Genomic DNA, 17,926 nt, shown 5'->3' on the forward strand with positions numbered 1-17,926 from the left:
ATTATCGTAAATTAAGGGTTATCATTTTTTTAATTTTACGCCTCAACCAACTGCGCTTTTTAGGAATTTCACCTATTGTATTATCAATATTGGCTTCATCAACATTGACAAGCCAGGTATACAAAGGCACTCCGGGAGCCGCATTTTGGGTTTTAGTGATCACCTGCCTGTCGGCTTGCTGGTTAGTATCTTTTGCGTTAAACACGTACAACATCATTTCCGCCCCTTTGGCAACAGCTACAGGAAGGCTGTTCAATGATAAATTGGGCGAAACATATACCACCAGACCATCCTGCGGAATTGAATCTTCAGAAAAATTGCGAACGTCTTTATAATTTAACTGTTCGAGCGCCGGCGTATATATGTATATGGATTCAGGAGGGATTGCAGCCAAAAAAATATGAGAATACCCAACCGGCACCACCCAAAACACCTTTTTGAATACGGCCCGCAGCGACTGGTGCAACAGTTGTACGTCAACTGGATTATAAACTTCCTGCCTTGTGGCAATCAAAGCGAGGGTAGCTTTACCCTCACTTTCAATACCCGCAGAAACAAAGGGTAAAATAGCGCTGGTAAGGCGCTCGGCCAGCAAATGCATTAACTGCGTTTGATAAGGCAGCAAGATTTCATTTCTATATGCTATTGACATACCTGCAAGCGGTAAGCCAATGCTTTTTTCAGCCCTCTCGGCTGTGCGAACGGATGAATCCATCAACTCGCGGCCCACCACCACCGAAACCACCGAAACAAAACCGAGAACAAACGAAACGATTATCAGTAAACCCCTGGTTGACGGTTGGGCACGCAGCGGAAAAAACGGCTTATCCTGCACCACAATGTTTGAGTTGAGCGCGATGTTGCTTTGGCGAAGCCGGGCAAGGTTAAGGCCATGCAAAATAGATAAAAACTCTTTTTCGTTAATATCCACCTGCCTTTCAAGCCTTTTGAGCGTTGAGCCCAGCGGTGCGAATTCATCGATCTGGTTGAGGTAGTTTTGACGCTGTTTATCAAGAACATCCAAACCAGCGGTTGCCTTTTGCCCGGTAACGGCGTTATCAACCCACTCCTGGATGAGGTTTGAGCGGGGCACCGTTTCGAGGGTGTAATTTAGTTTAAGATAATCGTCGGATGCCGTTTTAAGCGAGTCTTCCAGTACTTGCACGCGGGATGAATACTGCGCTATTTTTTCATTATCGCCATATAATTTGGCGCGTTCAAGGTTTGACTTTGCCTGGCTCAGGCGCTGCCGGGTATTAATTACGTTAAGGCTGTTATCAATTTGCTGATTGCGGGAGTTTAATTTTTTTTCGACAGCTCCCAAAGCTTGTTGACTGCCCTTCTGGGTAACTTTTTCGGCATAAATCTCTTTTTCCAGCTGCTCTTTTGATTGTGCTATATACCTCGTTTGTTCGTAATAATTAATTACCCTGTTTTTTTGACCGAAAAGTTTCAAATCATCTTCTGATTTTTGAAGCTTGGCTTTAACTTCTGCAAGTTTACCTTCAAAATATTGTACCGCGCTGTAGGTTTGGTCGGCCTTTAAACGCTTATAATTTTCAGTGAAAATAGCGCTATGTAACTCAAGCGTACGTAAACACACGGCCGGATCGGTACATGTATACACCACCTGCAAAATATCGCTGGCATTTAACCGGGTTACCGCCAGGTTTGATTTCAAATCGTCAATACTGTAAAATGATCCCGGGTTATCAAGAATGTAAGCAATTGTATTATTGGTTTTATCGGTGTAAAGAGCGTTTAAATAACTGTAAACCGCCGGTTCATTACCCAACTTTTGTGCCTTATTGATCACATCAGGGCTAACCAGTTTTTTTAACTTATTAAAGTCAACAGTACCTAATACATGAAAATCGGACTTTTTTAATAAAAGGTGTTCTGCTAAAAGATGCAGGGAAACGGCCTGTATAGTTTCGCGCGATTTTGCCGAAGCCATCAGGTTATCAAACGCATTGTTTACGGCAAAATAGTCAAGCCGTTCGTCCTCGGTGCTGGTAATTGAATAACCGCTGGCTACGCCGGTGTAAAGGGTTGTTGAGCTTGTATATTGCTTTTTGCTTTTTTTGGTTAAAAAAAACACAGTTAAAGCACAAATTAAGGGTACTGATATCAGCCAGGTTTTGTGCCGCAGCAATAACTTTATATAATGGATCAGGTTCATTTTTTAGCTACTAATTGGTTAAATGGTACGCCAACCATGGGTTCCATCTGCGCGTAATAGGTTGAAAACTGGCGTTTGGCCTCTTCGTAATCGGCCCGGGCGTTAACCTCAATGGTTTTTAACCGGGATAGTTCAAGCGCGTCTATCGCGCCATCCTTAAATTGCTTTTTGGCAATGGAATATTGGCTGATAGCTGATTCTTTAGCTTCACTACGTATAGATAATACATTACTGGCATACAAGAGGTTATAATAGGCTTGTATTACCTCTTTCTTTAATTCCTGTACTGATTCATCGCGCTTGTTAATGGATGAATTGTATTGATATTTATAAAGGTTAACCCGCGATTTACGCCCGACAAGCTCATAAAGCGGCAGATTGATCTGCACCCCCATCCGGAAACCGCTGGTGATATTTGACGATGCCACCGAACCCGGCGATTGGCTATCAGACGATACGATGCTTTGATTGCCGGTAGAGTAGTTTACGAAGCCCATGATGTTATTGGTCCAAACCCTCTTCGCAAAATCAAGTTGCGCTTTTGACGACTCAACGAGGTCTTTCTGGAATTTTACTGAAGGTGAATTTTTGATGGCAAGGTCAATGATACTATCGAGCGGAACCAACTGCGCCTGGAGATCTGCACTTTCATCAAGCGCGGGCGGGACTTTATTTGGATTTGCCTGCTTTGCCTGCCCGAAAGAGGGAACCGTAGCAGTTAACAGGAGGAAATATATAATTACAAAGTATCGCATTTTTTATTCTTAAAATATAGTTTGAGGATAGCGTTGTCTCCTCCGTTAGAACCATCAACTATACCAATTATAAAAATTCACAATACCTGCTGACTACCAATAGCTTACATAAAGAACCAAATTATTTAATTTCCATTTTATGGAAAACTTTCTTGCTGCTGGAATTTTTGGTCGCCGATTGGTGGGGATTTTGCGCTTTAACGGCGCGTTCATTACGGAATGCTGTTACGTTTATCCCATACACTCGCTATAAGTCCAACAAATGGATACTTTTTCCATTTGTTAGACTACCGGATATTACAACATTCTGACAATAAATTAATTAAAATACCGGCATACTTTTAGCAGATAGGGAAAATAGTCAACCGCGTATTATTAAAACAATGGTTTTAAATATTGATTGCCGATGATGTCTCTGCAAAAGACTCTTAAAGAATACATAGGTAAAATGATGATGAATAAATTATAGATAACGTACCTGACACGCTTACCGGTCAGCAACCGGTTTATATCCTAATCCTGGTTATTAACGGGGCCGTATGGAAAGGGACTTTCAAATAAGCAATAACAACCAAAATCAACTATATCTCAATCTCCTTAAGCGGGAACCATCCGGTTCCTGCTTTTGTTTTTTATAGCGGTTTCCTCATGCTAAAAACAGGAATTATTCCAATATCCGGAATTTAGAATTAAAATAAATATCTGATTTACAACAATTTAACAACTGGCATATTTATAGGTTAGGGCAATGCAACTATCTGATTATAAATTTTTAAACGCCATGTTACTAAATTCTCAAACCCTATCTCCTAATTTGCAAATAGCCATAGAAGTGCAAAGGATTTTCAGGCCCCGAAAACACGGAATGGATGTTGTAGCTCATGAATTGCTAAAAAGGCTCCCTTATGGTGAAGACAGCTTTGATTACCACGTTATGGTTAAACCGGATGCCGACGCCTGTTTGTCAAGCATCCCCCACCGCATTATACATACTATACGCAGGGCGCCATATTTTATCTGGGAGCAATATTTTTTACCCAAAGCCTGCCGCCAGTATCATGCCGATGTTTTGCATTGTACGGCAAATACCGCCCCCTTGAACAGCAAGGTGCCGCTTATTTTAACGCTTCATGATGTTATATTCCTCGAAAAATCTGCAAGGCAGGCCAATACCAATTGGTACCAGCGCTTAGGAAATATCTATCGCGGCCTGATCGTAACAAAAATTGCCAAAAAGGCGCTGAAGATCATTACCGTATCCGAGTTTCAACGGGATGTGATAGCCGAAAAACTTAAGATATCGAAAGACAAAATAAAGGTAGTGTATAACGGCGCCGATGAACGTTTCTTTGTTCGTCATACCCAGGAAACTATCAGCAACACGCTTGGTAAGCTGGGGTTGCTACGGGGATACATATTTTTCATGGCCAACACGGATCCACGTAAAAACACTACCGGTGTTTTAAAAGCCTATGCAAAGCTGCTACAACATAACAACAATGCGCCCAGGCTGCTCATGAAAGGCATAAACCGGGAAAAACTTAATGTATTGCTTGCCAAAACAGATTTACAGTGGTTAGAGCAGAAAATAGATACCATAGAATACATTGACTGCGCAGACCTGCCTATGATTTACCAGGGCGCAAGCATGCTTTGGTTCCCATCTTTCAGCGAAGGGTTTGGTTTACCGATTGTGGAAGCAATGGCGTCGGGCACTCCGGTTGTCACCTCATCAGTATCGTGTATGCCCGAAATAGCCGGTGATGCCGCCCTTTATATTGATCCCGGAAAACCTGCTTCACTGGCATTTGCAGCGCACATCATTTTAACCGATCCGACAGTTGCGGGGCGGCTGTCTGAAGTCGGCACACAAAGAGCGGCGCTCTTTAATTGGGAAGATGCGGCAAAAAAAACGGTTTCAGTTTATCACGAAGTAGAAAAAATGATTAAGTAAATGAAAAAAAGAATACTTGATAAGGTTGATGTCCTGGCAACTGATTACTATGGCCGCAGGGCAAAAACAGCCCGCGAAAAACTTTTTATTTATTGGGTGCTGCTCAGGAGATTGTTAAGCAGCGTAATTAATGTGCTGAACGCCAAATACCGTCTGCGCAACTGCCTTACGGGCAGGTTAGTCACCGTAAAGGGCCGGTTAATGGTCAGGAACGAAGGCAAAATAATAATTGGCAATGGCTGCCGCATCTGGTCGCACATCGGTACAACACAACTATCGGCAGGCCCCCGCGCGGTTATCGAAATAGGCGAAAATACATTTATCAATACGGGCACAATCATTACCTCCCGGAAGAATATCAGGATAGGAAAAAACTGCCAGATTGCTAACCAGGTAATTATTATGGATGATGACTTCCATGATGTGTATGCCGCCGAGAAAAACTGTTCGGTAAAAGAGGCCATCATTATTGGTGATAACGCCTGGATAGCCACCCGGGCTACAATTTTAAAAGGTGTAACTATTGGCGAAGGCGCCGTAGTTGCGGCAGGTGCTGTAGTTACCAAAGATGTGCTGCCGCACACGCTGGTTGGCGGCGTACCGGCTAAATTTATTAAAAGCCTTAAAGATGAAGCCCTCATCAATCGTGAAATATCAAACCTTATTCATAGTTAATCATGAGCCTTAAAGCTGCCATTAAATCAAACCCGGCAATCAAAGCCTTTGTTTATAAGCTCATTGTCAGCAACGCGAGGCCGCGTTGGTGGGTGCGCTGTTTCGTTAGCCCGCTTTTTTATAAACGCGGCAAAAAATCAGCTATCAGGCGCACCGCGAGAATGGATATATTACCGTTCAATAACTTCCGGTTAGGCCAATATTCAACCATTGAAGATTTTTGCACGGTAAACAATGGCGTTGGTGAAGTAATTATCGGCGATCATACGCGCGTGGGGATCGGTAATGTAATTATTGGCCCGGTAAGCATAGGTAACCACGTTATCCTTGCACAAAACATTGTGCTAAGCGGCCTTAACCATACTTATACGGATATTAATACCCCCATCAGGTTACAAAAAGTGACTACCGCTGATATTTTTATAGAAGATGAGGTATGGATTGGGGCAAACTCAGTGATTACAGCCGGTGTTACCATTGGAAAACATAGCGTAGTCGCAGGCGGTTCTGTAGTCACCAAAAGTGTACCTTCCTTTTGCGTGGTGGCAGGCAATCCGGCTAAAATAATTAAGTGCTACAACAAGGAAACTGATAAATGGGAGCGCGTAAGGTATGCCACAAATTAACCTGGTTATAGCGATATTTTAGTTGTGCAAAAATGAGCTGGAGTGCGAGACGCCTAAAAACTATCTTTGCGGTTAGTATTTCGCGCATTTTGCAAATAATGATCAATACGATCTAAAAAATACCAGGATATGCAAGGGGTTAAAAAACAACATTTGCCGCAAAAAAATTGCCTAACCTGCGGCAAGCCTTTTACCTGGCGTAAGAAATGGGAAAAAGTTTGGGAAGAAGTTAAGTACTGTTCAGAAAAATGCCGGCGGAACAAAACGCGCTGATCATGACATCACGGCCAGACACGGAAAGCCATTACGGGTTCAAAATTCGTCAACAACAACATCAGACGCGCAAATCAAAGCATAAAATTTGTTGTATAACCAGGCAACAACCCGTTTTAAAAATTATGACAAACCTTTATGTATCATCTGCGCCAGCCAGGCAACCTGGCTATCGGTTTGCGGAAACTTCCCAAAAACAATAACTTCCTGCTCAAAGCTTTTAAAAGCAGAATTCAATGTTACCGACAAAAAGTCAATCTCTTCGGTGGTGAATTGGCTGATGTCTTTGTTTTCAACACCCCATTCTATGATCTGCCGCACTAATGCAACCTCCCTTTCGGCAAATGCCCGCATTTTCAGTATAAAGCCTGCAAGATCTAAACGCAGGTCGTCGATCGCCAACTTATACTTCGCGGCAAAGTGACGGAGATTTTTTAGCTTGGTGATATTAAAAGATTCGATATTGGCCGAAAAGGAGCGCCTTTTACTTATCGTAGCTTCGCTCTCTGCCAGGCAATTTAAAAAAAGCTTCTCGCACAACGCGTCCAAAACCTCTTCCTTGTTCTTAAAATAATGGTATATGGTGCTCCTTCCCTTTTTACACTCATCAGAAATATCCTGCATGGAAACCCGGATATAACCGTAACGCTCAAAAACCACTTCCGCGGCTAAAATTATTTCTTCCCGCACCTGATCGTTTTCTGTTCTTTTCATAGTCGACAAAAATACATTATTTGTTCATTATAGCCAGCATAATTGATGGCTTTAATTAGAAAACATTGTATTTATACATTTATGACAATAAAATTAAAAACAATGCAGATACAAAAAATGTATATTTGTCGAAAATTAAAAATTTATCCGGCTTCATGAACCTGTTGGTTCAAACTGCGAATATGGAGGGTTGATGGAATCCGGTTCAATGCCATGCAAAATAGTCGACAAAAAAACACTAAACGTTCAATTGATTAAATGAAAACAACAATTACAATGGCCGGAGCGGTATTGACCACCCTGTGGATAACCGGCTGCTCCAGCAACACCAAACTCAAAACGGGTTCCGATACCCTCACTGTAAAAGTTTTTAATTTGTCGGCCGACACCGCGACGACCAACAATGGTATTGTTTATGACGGTACCCTTGAAGCGGAAAAAACCATCGACCTGAGCTTCCAGGTTTCCGGAACCATCGTATCGTTCCCGTTCAAAACAGGCGACTATGTTAACAAAGGTCAGTTGGTGGCATCTATAGATGAAACCACCTACCGCAGCCAGTACAACGCGCAACTGGCACAGGCTAAACTGGCCAATGAAAATTACACCCGTATTAACGAGGTTTTTAAAAAAGGCAGTGTTGCGGAAATCAAAATGCTGGAAGCCAAATCAAATTACGAACAGGCAACCGCGGCCGCCCACGCCACCTATCAAAATATTGTGCATACCCGCTTATATGCCCCTGTTAGCGGTTACATCGGCAATAAGATGGCCGAAGCAGGCGCGGTAGCCGGTCCCGGGCAGCCGGTATTACAGCTGCTGGATACCCGATCTGTAAAGGTACTGGTTGCCGTGCCCGAAAATGAGGTAAACCGTTACCAGGCAGGTACACCCGCAACCATAAAAATCGACGCGCTGGGCAATCAGCCGTTACAAGGCAAAGTGGCCGAGGTTGGTGTAACCGCTTTAAATGGCAGCGCCAATTACAATATTAAAATAGCTATCCCTAATACCGGTTTGAAATTAAGGCCAGGTATGCTTTGTAAAGTTACTTTTGCCGCCGCTACTAAAAAAACAAATGCTCCCGCCGGTGCCAAAGAAATTATCGTACCTGTTGAAGCCGTACAGGTAGATGAAAAAGGAAACAATTTCTTGTACATTATGAACGCCCAACATAAGGCAGTGCGAAAAGAGGTTACAACCGGGCAGCTTTACAACAACGGCATCGCCATCCAATCTGGCCTTTCGGGTAATGAGCAAGTGATCACATCCGGTTACCAGAAACTTGCCGATCAAACCCCTGTGATAGTTAGTAAATAAGCGCCCATCATGAAAAAGAACTCAAATTTAATTGAATGGGCCATGGAATACCATGTATTCCCGCTGGCGCTTTCCGCCATATTAGTACTGCTCGGTCTGGCCGGGCTGGTTAACATGCCGCGGAACGAATTCCCTGATTTCACCATCCGGCAGGGCCTCATTGTGGGCCAATACCCGGGCGCTTCGTCAAAACAGGTAGAAGAACAACTAACCAAAAAAGTAGAGGAATACCTTTTCAGCAACAACGAGGTTAACAAGAAAAAAACCTATTCCTTTTCGCGCGATGGCGTAATGTACATCTTTGTGGAGGTAGCAGATAACCAGGACGCCATCCAGACCAAAGCTTTCTGGAACAAGATCAAAAACGGAATGCTCATCCTGCAAAGTCAGCTCCCTAAAGAGGTAAAAGGCTTTTACATCGACAGCGAATTCGGTAATACATCCGCGTTGCTGATGTCGGTAGAATCAAAAACGCGGCCCTACAAAGAATTACTTCGTAATGTGGAAGATATTGAGGCCGAATTAAGGCAGGTTCAGGATGTGGCCAAAATATCCCACACCGGAAACCTAAACGAGCAGATCACCATTTATGTAGACAATAATAAGCTGCTGCAAAAAGGGGTATCGGTTGGTAATGTGATGCAGGTATTGCAAAACGAAGGCGCTATCAGTGCTGCCGGTAAAGAAGAAGGCAAAGTGGTAGACGAGCCTATCCACCTGAGTACCTACTATAAAACAGAGGCAGAACTTGCCGGGCAGATCATCAGGCAGGATGCGAACGGCAATGTGGTACGCCTGCGCGATGTAGCTACCCTTAAACGGGAATATGACGATCCGGACAGCTACGTAACCTCTAACGGCACCAAATCTATTGTGATCTCTTTAGAGATGATCGCCGGTAAAAACATTGTACAGTTTGGTAAAGAACTGGAAGAACATATCGAAAAGGTAAAGCAGCATTTGCCGCCCGATATCCAGCTGGTAAAACTGGCCGACCAATCGGAAGTAGTAGATGATTCCATCAACCATTTTATGAAGGAGTTTGCCTTCGCGCTTATCGGCGTAGTTTGCGTAGCCCTTTTATTACTTCCGTTCAGGGTTGCCGCCGTTGCCGCCGCAACTATTCCCATCACCATAGCAGCAACATTAGCCATCATGTACATGGCCGGTATTGAGTTGGACACCGTTACCCTTGCAGCGCTGATTGTTGTACTGGGGATTGTGGTGGACGACCCGATTGTAGTAATTGATAACCATGTTGAAAAACTGGATCACGGGATGTCGGTTTGGGAAGCGGCCATCAGCAGCGCTAAGGAGTTATTCCCGTCTGTGTTCACCGCTACGCTGGCCATATCGGCAACCTTTGTACCTCTTGCATTTTTCATGACGGGCACCGCCAAGGATTTTATCCGGGTGTTCCCGGTAACCATCATGATCGCTTTAACACTTTCCCTGATCATCTCTATGATGATTGTACCTTTTTTCAATACCCTGTTCATCAAAAAGGGCCTGCTGCACAATAAAGCAGCCGAAAAGCGGTCGTTTCTTGACAGGCTGCAGGATTTCTTTGACAACCATATCGGCAACTCCATGAAGCACTACAAACTAACCGTATTTTTCGCGGCGCTATCTGTAGTGGCAGGTATGGCCATTATGGGGATACTGCCGCAGCAACTTTTCCCGAAAGTTGAACGGAACCAGTTTGCCATGGAAATATACCTGCCATCCGGTTACAGGCTCGCGCAAACAGACAGCGTAGTGAAAGGCATGGAGAAGATATTAAAGCAGGACAAACGCATCCTAAATTATACCAGTTTTATCGGCAGCAGTTCACCGCGCTTCCATTCGGTTTACGCTCCAAACCTGCCGTCGAAGAACTATGCCCAGATCCTGGTAAAAACTGAATCAGAAGATGCTACCGCGAAGGTGATTGTAGACTATCAGCATAAATACAGCAACCTTTTTCCGGCCGCTTACGTGCGGATGAAGCAGTTGAACATGATCAATGCCCTGGCCCCTATCGAGGTAAGGATCAGCGGTAATGATATCCCTGCCTTAAAACAGGTGGCTAACCAGGTGATAGCCATAGGCAAAACGCACAAACAGGTTACCTGGGTAAGGACAGACTACAATGAGATCCAACCTACGCTTAAATTGGATATTAAAACGGCAGATGCGTCGAGGCTCGGCATAAGTAAAACCGATATCGCCAACACCGTAGCAATGCATTCGGAAGGGATTACCGCAACCCAGGTTTGGGAAAACAACTACGCGATAGACGTAAAGATCAAATCGCCTAAAGCTTCCCGGAGCGACCTTTCGGCGCTGCGCGACCTGAACATCGTTTCGCAGCAAAACCATTCATTGGTTCCGCTGAGGCAGGTGGCAGACATTAACCAGGAATGGAACGATGGGCAGATTACCCGCAGAAACAGTGTGCGTACGCTTACCGTTAGGATGGATGTAACGCAAGACGCAGTTGCTAATGCCGTATTGCAGGACATGCAGCCCGCCATCGAAAAAATAAAACTTCCCGCAGGCGTTGAATTGCGTTATGGGGGTGAACTGGAATTACAAGGCGAAAACCAGGGCCCGATGGGCACGGCGCTTGGCGTAAGCATCATTCTTATATTCCTGATCCTGTTGTGGCACTTTAAACACCTTAAACACGCCCTGCTCAGCATTACCACAATGCCGTTAAGCTTATTGGGCGCAGCATCCGGCCTGCTGATTATGGGTTACCCATTTGGGTTTACGTCATTCCTTGGTTTGTTGGCCCTTTGCGGTATAGTTGTACGTAACGGCATCATCCTAATAGATTTTGCAGAAGAACTCAGGCTGCACGAAGGTAAATCGGTATTTGAAGCGGCAAAGCTATCCGCCGAACGCCGAATGCGCCCTATCTTTTTAACTTCCGCGGCGGCGGCAGTTGGTGTGATACCAATGGTGATCAGCCGGTCATCCCTCTGGGGGCCGCTGGGTACCGTGATCTGCTTCGGTTTGCTGGTATCCATGCTGTTCACCCTGTTTGTACTGCCAACCTTATACTGGCTGTTCTTCCGCAAGGAAGACAACATTAACCCGGCGAAGGAAACACCGGAAACCGTAACCGAATAAGTTTATCATCATGAAATCAGTTATCATATATATTATTTTATTGGTAGGCCTGCAGGCTAACGCGCAGCAGCATACCATATCCCTGGAGCAAAGCAAGCAGGCCGCCATAGCCTATAGCTATGCCCTTAAAAATGGCCTGCTGCGGGTAAATTCGGCAAAGGCGGATGTTGCCGCGGCCAAATCAGATTACCTGCCTTCGGTTAACGGCACAGGCGTAGGCCTGTTTGGTTTTAAAGATTTTGTACCTGCAATACCCGGCGTATTAACCAAAGGCATCAACAACGCTTACCTTGTAGGCGTTACCGGCACACAAACAATTTATGCCGGCGGCAAAGTTAAAACAGGCAACGAACTGGCAGCGCTGCAACTACAGGTAAACGAGATCCGCAAAAAACAATCAGCAGATTCGGTATTGTTGCTCACCGAGCAGAAATACTGGAACCTGGTGAACATACAGGAACAGCAGAAAACGCTGGCGGTTAACGAAACCTTGTTAAACAGCGTATTGAAAATGCAGCAGGACATGCTGGCCTCCGGTTTAATAGCCCGTAATGACCTGCTCAAGGTTAAAGTACAGTTGAGCCAGTTGCTGGTATCTAAAAGTAAATTACAGAACGGCCGCCGGGTGGCCCTGCTGGATTTCTCGGTATATACCGGCATCCCTTTTGATTCGCTGATGGTGATGCAGGATACCCTGAATAAAAACAGCATCCCTGCCTTGCCGGCCTTGCAGCCAGATACCGCCTTAGACAGGAATACCAATTACCAATTGTTAACCAAACGTGTGTTAGGCGAAAAGCTGCAAACCCGTTTGGCCAACGGCGATAACCTGCCCAGCCTGGCTGTAGGCCTGAGCGCTTCGCAGGTAGGCACTATCCGCAACAGCGTAGGCGGCACCTTTTCTCCGGCGGGTTTTGTAACCCTGAGCATACCTATATCCGGCGGCTTATGGGGCCGTGGTAAGCAAAAGGTAAATCAGCGCAGGATCAGCGAAGAAATTGCACAAAATGATTACCGAGACGGGCAGAACCAACTGCGGGTAGGCATTATGCGCTATTGGTACGATATGCAGGACCAACTAACGCAGATTCATTACGCCAAGGACAACCTGGAGCAGGCCACTGAAAATTTAAAAGTGAACAAGGACAATTACAAGGCCGGCCTGGCTACCATTTCGGAGGTACTTGATGCGCAAAGCGCTTATCAGCAAGCAGCAAGTACGGTTGCCACAGCCTTTGCGGATTTTTATGTACGGGTAGCCATCTATAATTATATAACCGCTAAAACTGACGACCGGCCCTAACTAAAAGCTTTAAAAGTCGGCAATAAGCAGCCGGAACGGAAAGAGAGTACTAAAGAGCCGGGTACCGGCTCTGCCATAAAGGCTCTTTAAATACAGATAGCCCGCGTGTACCGTTTAATCCTGTGAGGTTAAGAGGTACACGCGGGCTATCAACTTTTTGATGAATTTAAAAGTTATTCACCGGAACATGCTTAGTGAAAGCAACTGTGCAAATCTTAAGTTTAAGCGTCCGCTACCCAACTTAGAATTTAAGACTTTGAACTTCAGGCTATTCCCTGCCCAGCAACCGAATCTGGTAACTAAATGACGTTGGTTTGGAATATACCCGGTATTGCTCCAATGGTCTTGGTCCGCAACCATTTGAACCTACGCCGAGCGTTTTATGGCTGATACACAAAACAGTCCATTTGCTTTTTGGCATGTCAATTTTGTATTCAACATCGGTCATTTCTTCATCGCAATAAGGCTGCGCGCTTACCTGTAAAAGTTCATCAGTTTGCTTTACCGCAATGCCCGATCCTTTACCGGTAAACAGCTTAGCCCAGCGCACATCTTCATGGTTGCCGTTGTCCATCGGTTTTTCATAGGGAGTAACCTGTTGCGCTACGCTGCTGCTGTAGTGGCCAACGTCAAAGCCGCTCTTCCTGTCGGCATAGTTTTCCATCGGTCCGCGACCAAAATATTCAAACCTGTCCAGATCCTTTTTCAGGAACAGGCGCACACCTAAGCGGGCAAATACAATTTTATCATTCCCATCAAAACTTACGTTATTATCAACCCTGATATTACCGTTGCCGTTAATGGTGTAAACCACCTGGTGATGCACTGCGAAATCATGTTTACCGGTGCCGGTAAGGCTTGCTTTTATCTCCACTTCGCCGGTAGGCAGTTGAGTGGCTTTCACATCACCGGCTTTCCAGGCCAGCTCCTTCAAGCCGTATTTAACCCAGTAATCATCGTATGCCCACATATCATCAATACGGTGAGGCGCGCGCCAAAGATGCAGCATCGGGCCGCCGTTACCTTCTAAAAGGTTACCGCCATCTGTTTCCATTTTGCTAAACGTACCTTTGGCTTTGTCAAATTCAAGCGCGAAGCCCTTGCCTTTTACCCTGATCTCATCTTTACCATCGGCTAAAGTCAATTGGTTGGTTACAGGTTGTTCTTTCGCTGCCGGGATGGCTATCGGCAATTCCAGTTGCTGCGCCGCAACTTCAAAGCCCTTGGCGGCCCACATATTGCCGGCAGCCTGATCACAAGATATACGCAGGAAGTATTCGGCACCAGGTTTCGGAGTAATATGGTATGGTACTTTTACATCCTGCTCTGCTCCCGGTTTAATCTCTTTTAAAGGTAAACTGCCGGATGAGATGATATTCCCGTTTTCGCTTACTTCCCATTTAGCGGTAAAACTGTTTAAGGTAATGAACTGGTACCGGTTTTTAATGGTCACCACACCATTTTTCAAATCTTTAGCGCGAATCCCGATCCACTGATAAGCATGCTTTAGCTCGGGATAATGGGGTTTTGGCGATCTGTCAGAAAACACAACGCCCTTGTGGATGAAATAATGATCGTTAGGGAATTCGCCGAAACCGCCGCCATAAGCCGTTATCGGGTGTTCAGGGTCGCGGTTATTGTAAATGCCCTGGTCCTGCCATTCCCATATCGCACCACCCAGTAACTGCGGGTATTTATCAAACAACTCGTTGTAAATATCTACCGACCCCATGGAGTTGAACATAGCGTGCGCATACTCGCACAGGTAAAACGGCTTGGTTAAAGTGTTATCGTTGGCATGCTTTTCCAGGTTTTGCACATCGGTATACATCTCGCTGTCCATATCGGCAGGGTTGTTTTTACCGATGCCGAAACCCTGATAGTGCGTTGGCCGCGTAGTGTCGATATCTTTAATGGCTTTTAAAATGGCCCGGAAGTTTGATCCTCCGCTGCCGCATTCATTACCCAGGCTCCAGATAATCACTGACGGATGGTTTTTGAAATTTTGTACGTTAGCAACGTTCCTGTCAATCAGCGCGGCTTTAATCCTTGGCTCTTCGTTAAACTCATCCCAGGCGCCGTGGCTTTCCAAATTGGCTTCGGCTACCAGGTAAATCCCGTACTGATCGCATAGTTCGTACCAGCGGGGATCGTCGGAATAATGACAGGTACGTACATGGTTGCAGTTGGCCTGTTTAATCATTACAAGGTCCCTGATCATCTGTTCTTCTGTAACTGCATGACCGTCGTTCGGCCAGTTTTCATGCCGGTTTACGCCCTTAAGCTTAACCGGCACACCGTTAACCAAAAACAACCGGCCTTTAATTTCAATACTCCTGAAGCCGGTGCGTGACGATAATGTTTCAACCGCGTTATTGCCATCATTAATTTTAACTACGGTGGTATACAGCTTGGGCGTTTCGGCGGTCCATTTTTGCGGGTTGTTTACATGAAAACTGGTTTCCACAGTAACCTCTTCACCCGGTTTAAGCGCCGGAATAATTTTCTTTGCTATTGCTCCGGGAACCGGCATGGTGCCATTATATAGCGCAACATCAAGCACACGGGCTTTAACCGCGGCGGTACTGTAATTTTTTATTTTGGCCGATACCAGTACCTCTGCGTTTTTATATTGTTTATCAAGATTGGTTTTAACAAAGTAATCCCGGATATGCTCCTGCGGACTGCTCCACAGCGTTACATTCCTGAAAATGCCGCTCAGGCGCCACATATCCTGGTCTTCCAGGTAACTGCCCGACGTAAAGCGATAAACCTCGACAGCTAATGTATTTTTACCGGGCTTAATGTATTTGGTAAGGTCAAACTCGGCGGCATTGCGGCTGTTAACACTATAGCCTACCTTTTTACCATTTACCCAGATAAAAAAACCCGCATCAACGCCGTCAAAAGTGATAAAAATGCGCCTGCCGCTCCATTCGGCAGGCACTGTAAAATCGCGGCGGTAGCTGCCTACCGGGTTGCGCTCGGTGTAGGCGGTGAATTTTTGAGGCGGGGTACTCATTACCCTCGGAAAATCTTTTTGAAAAATATAGTTGTAGTTACTGTAATAAGGTGTGCCGTAACCTTCAATCTGCCAGTTAGAGGGCACTTTGATATCTTTCCATTTAGATACGTCAAAACCAGGCTTATAAAAATCAACAGGGCGTTTTTGCGGCCAGTCAACCCAGTTAAATTTCCACAAGCCGTTGAGACTGCGACAAAACGACGATGCATGACGGTTGGCAGCTAATGCTTCCTTTAAAGAGGCATAAGGCATCAGCGTAGCATGACTGGCTTCTTTATTGATACCGATATTTTCCGGGTCTTCAATTTCCTTAGGTACAAAAGCGGTATCTGTCGCCGATAACCTGCTGCCCGCAGGCGCCTGGAAGCCGAAGCCTGCCTTACAGCAAAAAATAAAGCTAAGGCTAAACAAAACAAGGTTATTTTTCAGGAAAAACGTTTTAGTCATAGATAGTAAAAAGTTTAAGGCGGTTTATAATTGCGGTTAACAATACAAATAAATGTATTTTTTACAGATGTAAAAGGTTTTATTTAACTGTTTGTATGCAAAATGTGCCGGCGGTATGTAAAAATACCGTTATAAAGCTCAAACCAAATAGTTTATAAAAGCAAAAGCGGCTTATAGCTTTCTATAAACCGCTTTTGCTAAACGTAAAATTCTTTAATGCAGATCAATACTTAGTTTGCTTAACACCCTGTTGCCCACTTTATTTCCCTGCATGACACCGTTATCAATAGCATCCATAAAATGGATACCGCCCCAAAAGCGCGATATGGCGGCTTCTTTAGCCGCTTGCGTAAAGGAAGCGAAGCGCCTTGGCGGTACCCCGTAACTTACCTCCACATTATCGGTATATGCAAAATTATTACCGAAATAATGCGTAAGGATAACCGCTGATGTACTTGAAACCACCGAATGCCCGCTGATATACTCCGGGAAAGGCGGTGTTTGCAGCAGCGGTTTCCAATGCGGATCGATGTATTTGCGGATGGCCGTTTCGGGGCGGATGCGGTTGGTGCGGTATTTATCGTCCCAGCAGCAAATAAAAGCATCCATCAAGCCTATGGCGACAACGGTGTTCACCTCCATTGTTTTGGCGAAAGAGGCATTGCTTTGCCTGCAGGCTATATTGGCAATACCCATCCAATGCGCCCCCGGCGAAATTTTCTTTAAACCGATAAGCATATGACCATCGTTTTGAACGGCAAAAGGGTTGCAATCCCAAAAGTTGGCTATATCCTTTTCTTCCTGCTTTAAACCGCTTCCGCTTTTAGCGTAGCTCATTAACAGGAATTTATAAAAAGCCGAATTTTTATCGGTAGAAAAAGGAATTGGCGGATCCGGAACAAACTGTGCTGCCGAATCAAGTGTAAAAGGCCTCACCGTATTAAAATAAGGCTCAACCGGCAACATATAGGCCGGCGGGGTTAGGTCCCAACTGCCGGGAGTGCCCTTGAGCTTATAGCGCGGATAGTTGCTTATTTTCCGATAGTTATCGGCCTTGGCGTAAGTCAGGATCTTTTTGCTGATCAGTTTCGCGTAGCTTTTTGAACTGTCGATTATTGCGTCGCTGAAACCGATCCTTCTGCACGAATCTACAAAGAGTTCCTCCTTTTTAAGCATTAAACTGCCCGAAGGTTGAAGCTTGGCGGCTGTTTCATACATAGCGAGTACCGCGCTCAGCTCATTACTATATCCCGAAATTTGTTTGGGCACATCAATTACAGGATAATCATTTAGTTTACCCCGCAAACTTTTTACCTGTTTATTGTCCCGGCTTACTACTTCGTATCCCGCCAGGCAGGTGTAGGCAAAAAAGCGGGAGGCCAATGGTGGGTTGGTAACATCATGGATCATTACATCAGCCATTTGGTTAATTACCTTACCGATATCGCGGTTGCCCAACCGCGGCGGTGGTGTTTTGTGGCAGCCGCTTAATGCTAATAAACCTGATACCCATATGCATATATTTCTTTTCATAA

12 protein-coding genes are annotated in these 17,926 nt (G+C 45.1%); 7 read left to right on the plus strand and 5 right to left on the minus strand.

What is annotated here, in order from left to right:
* Window position 1: 1 nt before the first annotated feature.
* Both LX99_RS08960 and LX99_RS08965 read right to left on the minus strand, forming a co-directional pair.
* Window positions 2-2,182, minus strand: coding sequence for a GumC family protein (locus LX99_RS08960; RefSeq protein ID WP_109607534.1), 2,181 nt, complete (start codon window positions 2,180-2,182; stop codon window positions 2-4).
* A complete protein-coding gene (locus LX99_RS08965) occupies window positions 2,179-2,937 on the minus strand; it encodes a TolC family protein (RefSeq protein WP_022831878.1) in 759 nt (252 codons plus the stop codon). Before LX99_RS08965 ends, LX99_RS08960 begins: the two co-directional genes overlap by 4 nt.
* A 781-nt stretch (window positions 2,938-3,718) precedes the next feature.
* Here LX99_RS08965 and LX99_RS08970 point away from each other — a divergent pair.
* The 4 genes from LX99_RS08970 (at window position 3,719) to LX99_RS08985 (ending at window position 6,465) form a co-directional block, all read left to right on the plus strand.
* Window positions 3,719-4,891, plus strand: a complete 1,173-nt coding sequence (locus LX99_RS08970; RefSeq protein WP_170122660.1) for a glycosyltransferase family 4 protein — start codon at window positions 3,719-3,721, stop codon at window positions 4,889-4,891.
* On the plus strand, window positions 4,892-5,566 hold the full coding sequence (locus tag LX99_RS08975) for an acyltransferase (protein WP_109607536.1): 675 nt from the start codon (window positions 4,892-4,894) through the stop codon (window positions 5,564-5,566).
* A 2-nt stretch (window positions 5,567-5,568) separates the two neighbouring features.
* Complete coding sequence (locus tag LX99_RS08980; RefSeq protein WP_109607537.1) at window positions 5,569-6,192, plus strand: acyltransferase; 624 nt, start codon at window positions 5,569-5,571, stop codon at window positions 6,190-6,192.
* Between the two features lie 129 nt (window positions 6,193-6,321).
* Window positions 6,322-6,465, plus strand: a complete 144-nt coding sequence (locus tag LX99_RS08985) for a DUF2256 domain-containing protein (protein ID WP_109607538.1) — start codon at window positions 6,322-6,324, stop codon at window positions 6,463-6,465.
* A gap of 123 nt (window positions 6,466-6,588) precedes the next feature.
* Here LX99_RS08985 and LX99_RS08990 read toward each other — a convergent pair whose 3' ends face one another.
* Entirely contained in the window at window positions 6,589-7,179 is a 591-nt protein-coding gene (locus tag LX99_RS08990) for a TetR/AcrR family transcriptional regulator (protein WP_109607539.1), read from the minus strand.
* Between the two features lie 258 nt (window positions 7,180-7,437).
* Here LX99_RS08990 and LX99_RS08995 point away from each other — a divergent pair, with 258 nt between their 5' ends.
* From LX99_RS08995 to LX99_RS09005, 3 genes are read left to right on the plus strand one after another with little or no spacing between them, the layout of a single operon-like run.
* The gene (locus LX99_RS08995) at window positions 7,438-8,499 is read left to right on the plus strand and encodes an efflux RND transporter periplasmic adaptor subunit (RefSeq protein WP_109607540.1); all 1,062 of its coding nucleotides are present in this window, start codon (window positions 7,438-7,440) and stop codon (window positions 8,497-8,499) included.
* A 9-nt stretch (window positions 8,500-8,508) separates the two neighbouring features.
* Window positions 8,509-11,616 (plus strand): efflux RND transporter permease subunit, encoded by a 3,108-nt coding sequence (locus LX99_RS09000; protein ID WP_109607541.1) that lies wholly within the window; start codon window positions 8,509-8,511, stop codon window positions 11,614-11,616.
* 10 nt (window positions 11,617-11,626) lie between these two features.
* Window positions 11,627-12,919, plus strand: coding sequence for a TolC family protein (locus tag LX99_RS09005; protein ID WP_109607542.1), 1,293 nt, complete (start codon window positions 11,627-11,629; stop codon window positions 12,917-12,919).
* A gap of 268 nt (window positions 12,920-13,187) precedes the next feature.
* Here LX99_RS09005 and LX99_RS09010 read toward each other — a convergent pair whose 3' ends face one another.
* A complete protein-coding gene (locus tag LX99_RS09010; protein ID WP_109607543.1) occupies window positions 13,188-16,391 on the minus strand; it encodes a glycoside hydrolase family 2 TIM barrel-domain containing protein in 3,204 nt (1,067 codons plus the stop codon).
* Window positions 16,392-16,604: 213 nt separating this feature from the next.
* Window positions 16,605-17,924, minus strand: coding sequence for a vanadium-dependent haloperoxidase (locus LX99_RS09015; RefSeq protein ID WP_109607544.1), 1,320 nt, complete (start codon window positions 17,922-17,924; stop codon window positions 16,605-16,607).
* Window positions 17,925-17,926: the final 2 nt, after the last annotated feature.

This window comes from Mucilaginibacter oryzae (assembly GCF_003148845.1).
Classification (GTDB): Bacteria; Bacteroidota; Bacteroidia; order Sphingobacteriales; family Sphingobacteriaceae; genus Mucilaginibacter; species Mucilaginibacter oryzae.

Bases quoted from the DNA above. Each gene is read 5' to 3' on its own strand.
- LX99_RS08985 (WP_109607538.1), top strand. From the start codon at position 6,322: ATGCAAGGGGTTAAAAAACAACATTTGCCGCAAAAAAATTGCCTAACC.
- LX99_RS08980 (WP_109607537.1), top strand. From the start codon at position 5,569: ATGAGCCTTAAAGCTGCCATTAAATCAAACCCGGCAATCAAAGCCTTT.
- LX99_RS08995 (WP_109607540.1), top strand. From the start codon at position 7,438: ATGAAAACAACAATTACAATGGCCGGAGCGGTATTGACCACCCTGTGG.
- LX99_RS09005 (WP_109607542.1), top strand. From the start codon at position 11,627: ATGAAATCAGTTATCATATATATTATTTTATTGGTAGGCCTGCAGGCT.
- LX99_RS09000 (WP_109607541.1), top strand. From the start codon at position 8,509: ATGAAAAAGAACTCAAATTTAATTGAATGGGCCATGGAATACCATGTA.
- LX99_RS08965 (WP_022831878.1), bottom strand. From the start codon at position 2,937: ATGCGATACTTTGTAATTATATATTTCCTCCTGTTAACTGCTACGGTT.
- LX99_RS08970 (WP_170122660.1), top strand. From the start codon at position 3,719: ATGTTACTAAATTCTCAAACCCTATCTCCTAATTTGCAAATAGCCATA.
- LX99_RS08990 (WP_109607539.1), bottom strand. From the start codon at position 7,179: ATGAAAAGAACAGAAAACGATCAGGTGCGGGAAGAAATAATTTTAGCC.
- LX99_RS09015 (WP_109607544.1), bottom strand. From the start codon at position 17,924: ATGAAAAGAAATATATGCATATGGGTATCAGGTTTATTAGCATTAAGC.
- LX99_RS09010 (WP_109607543.1), bottom strand. From the start codon at position 16,391: ATGACTAAAACGTTTTTCCTGAAAAATAACCTTGTTTTGTTTAGCCTT.
- LX99_RS08975 (WP_109607536.1), top strand. From the start codon at position 4,892: ATGAAAAAAAGAATACTTGATAAGGTTGATGTCCTGGCAACTGATTAC.
- LX99_RS08960 (WP_109607534.1), bottom strand. From the start codon at position 2,182: ATGAACCTGATCCATTATATAAAGTTATTGCTGCGGCACAAAACCTGG.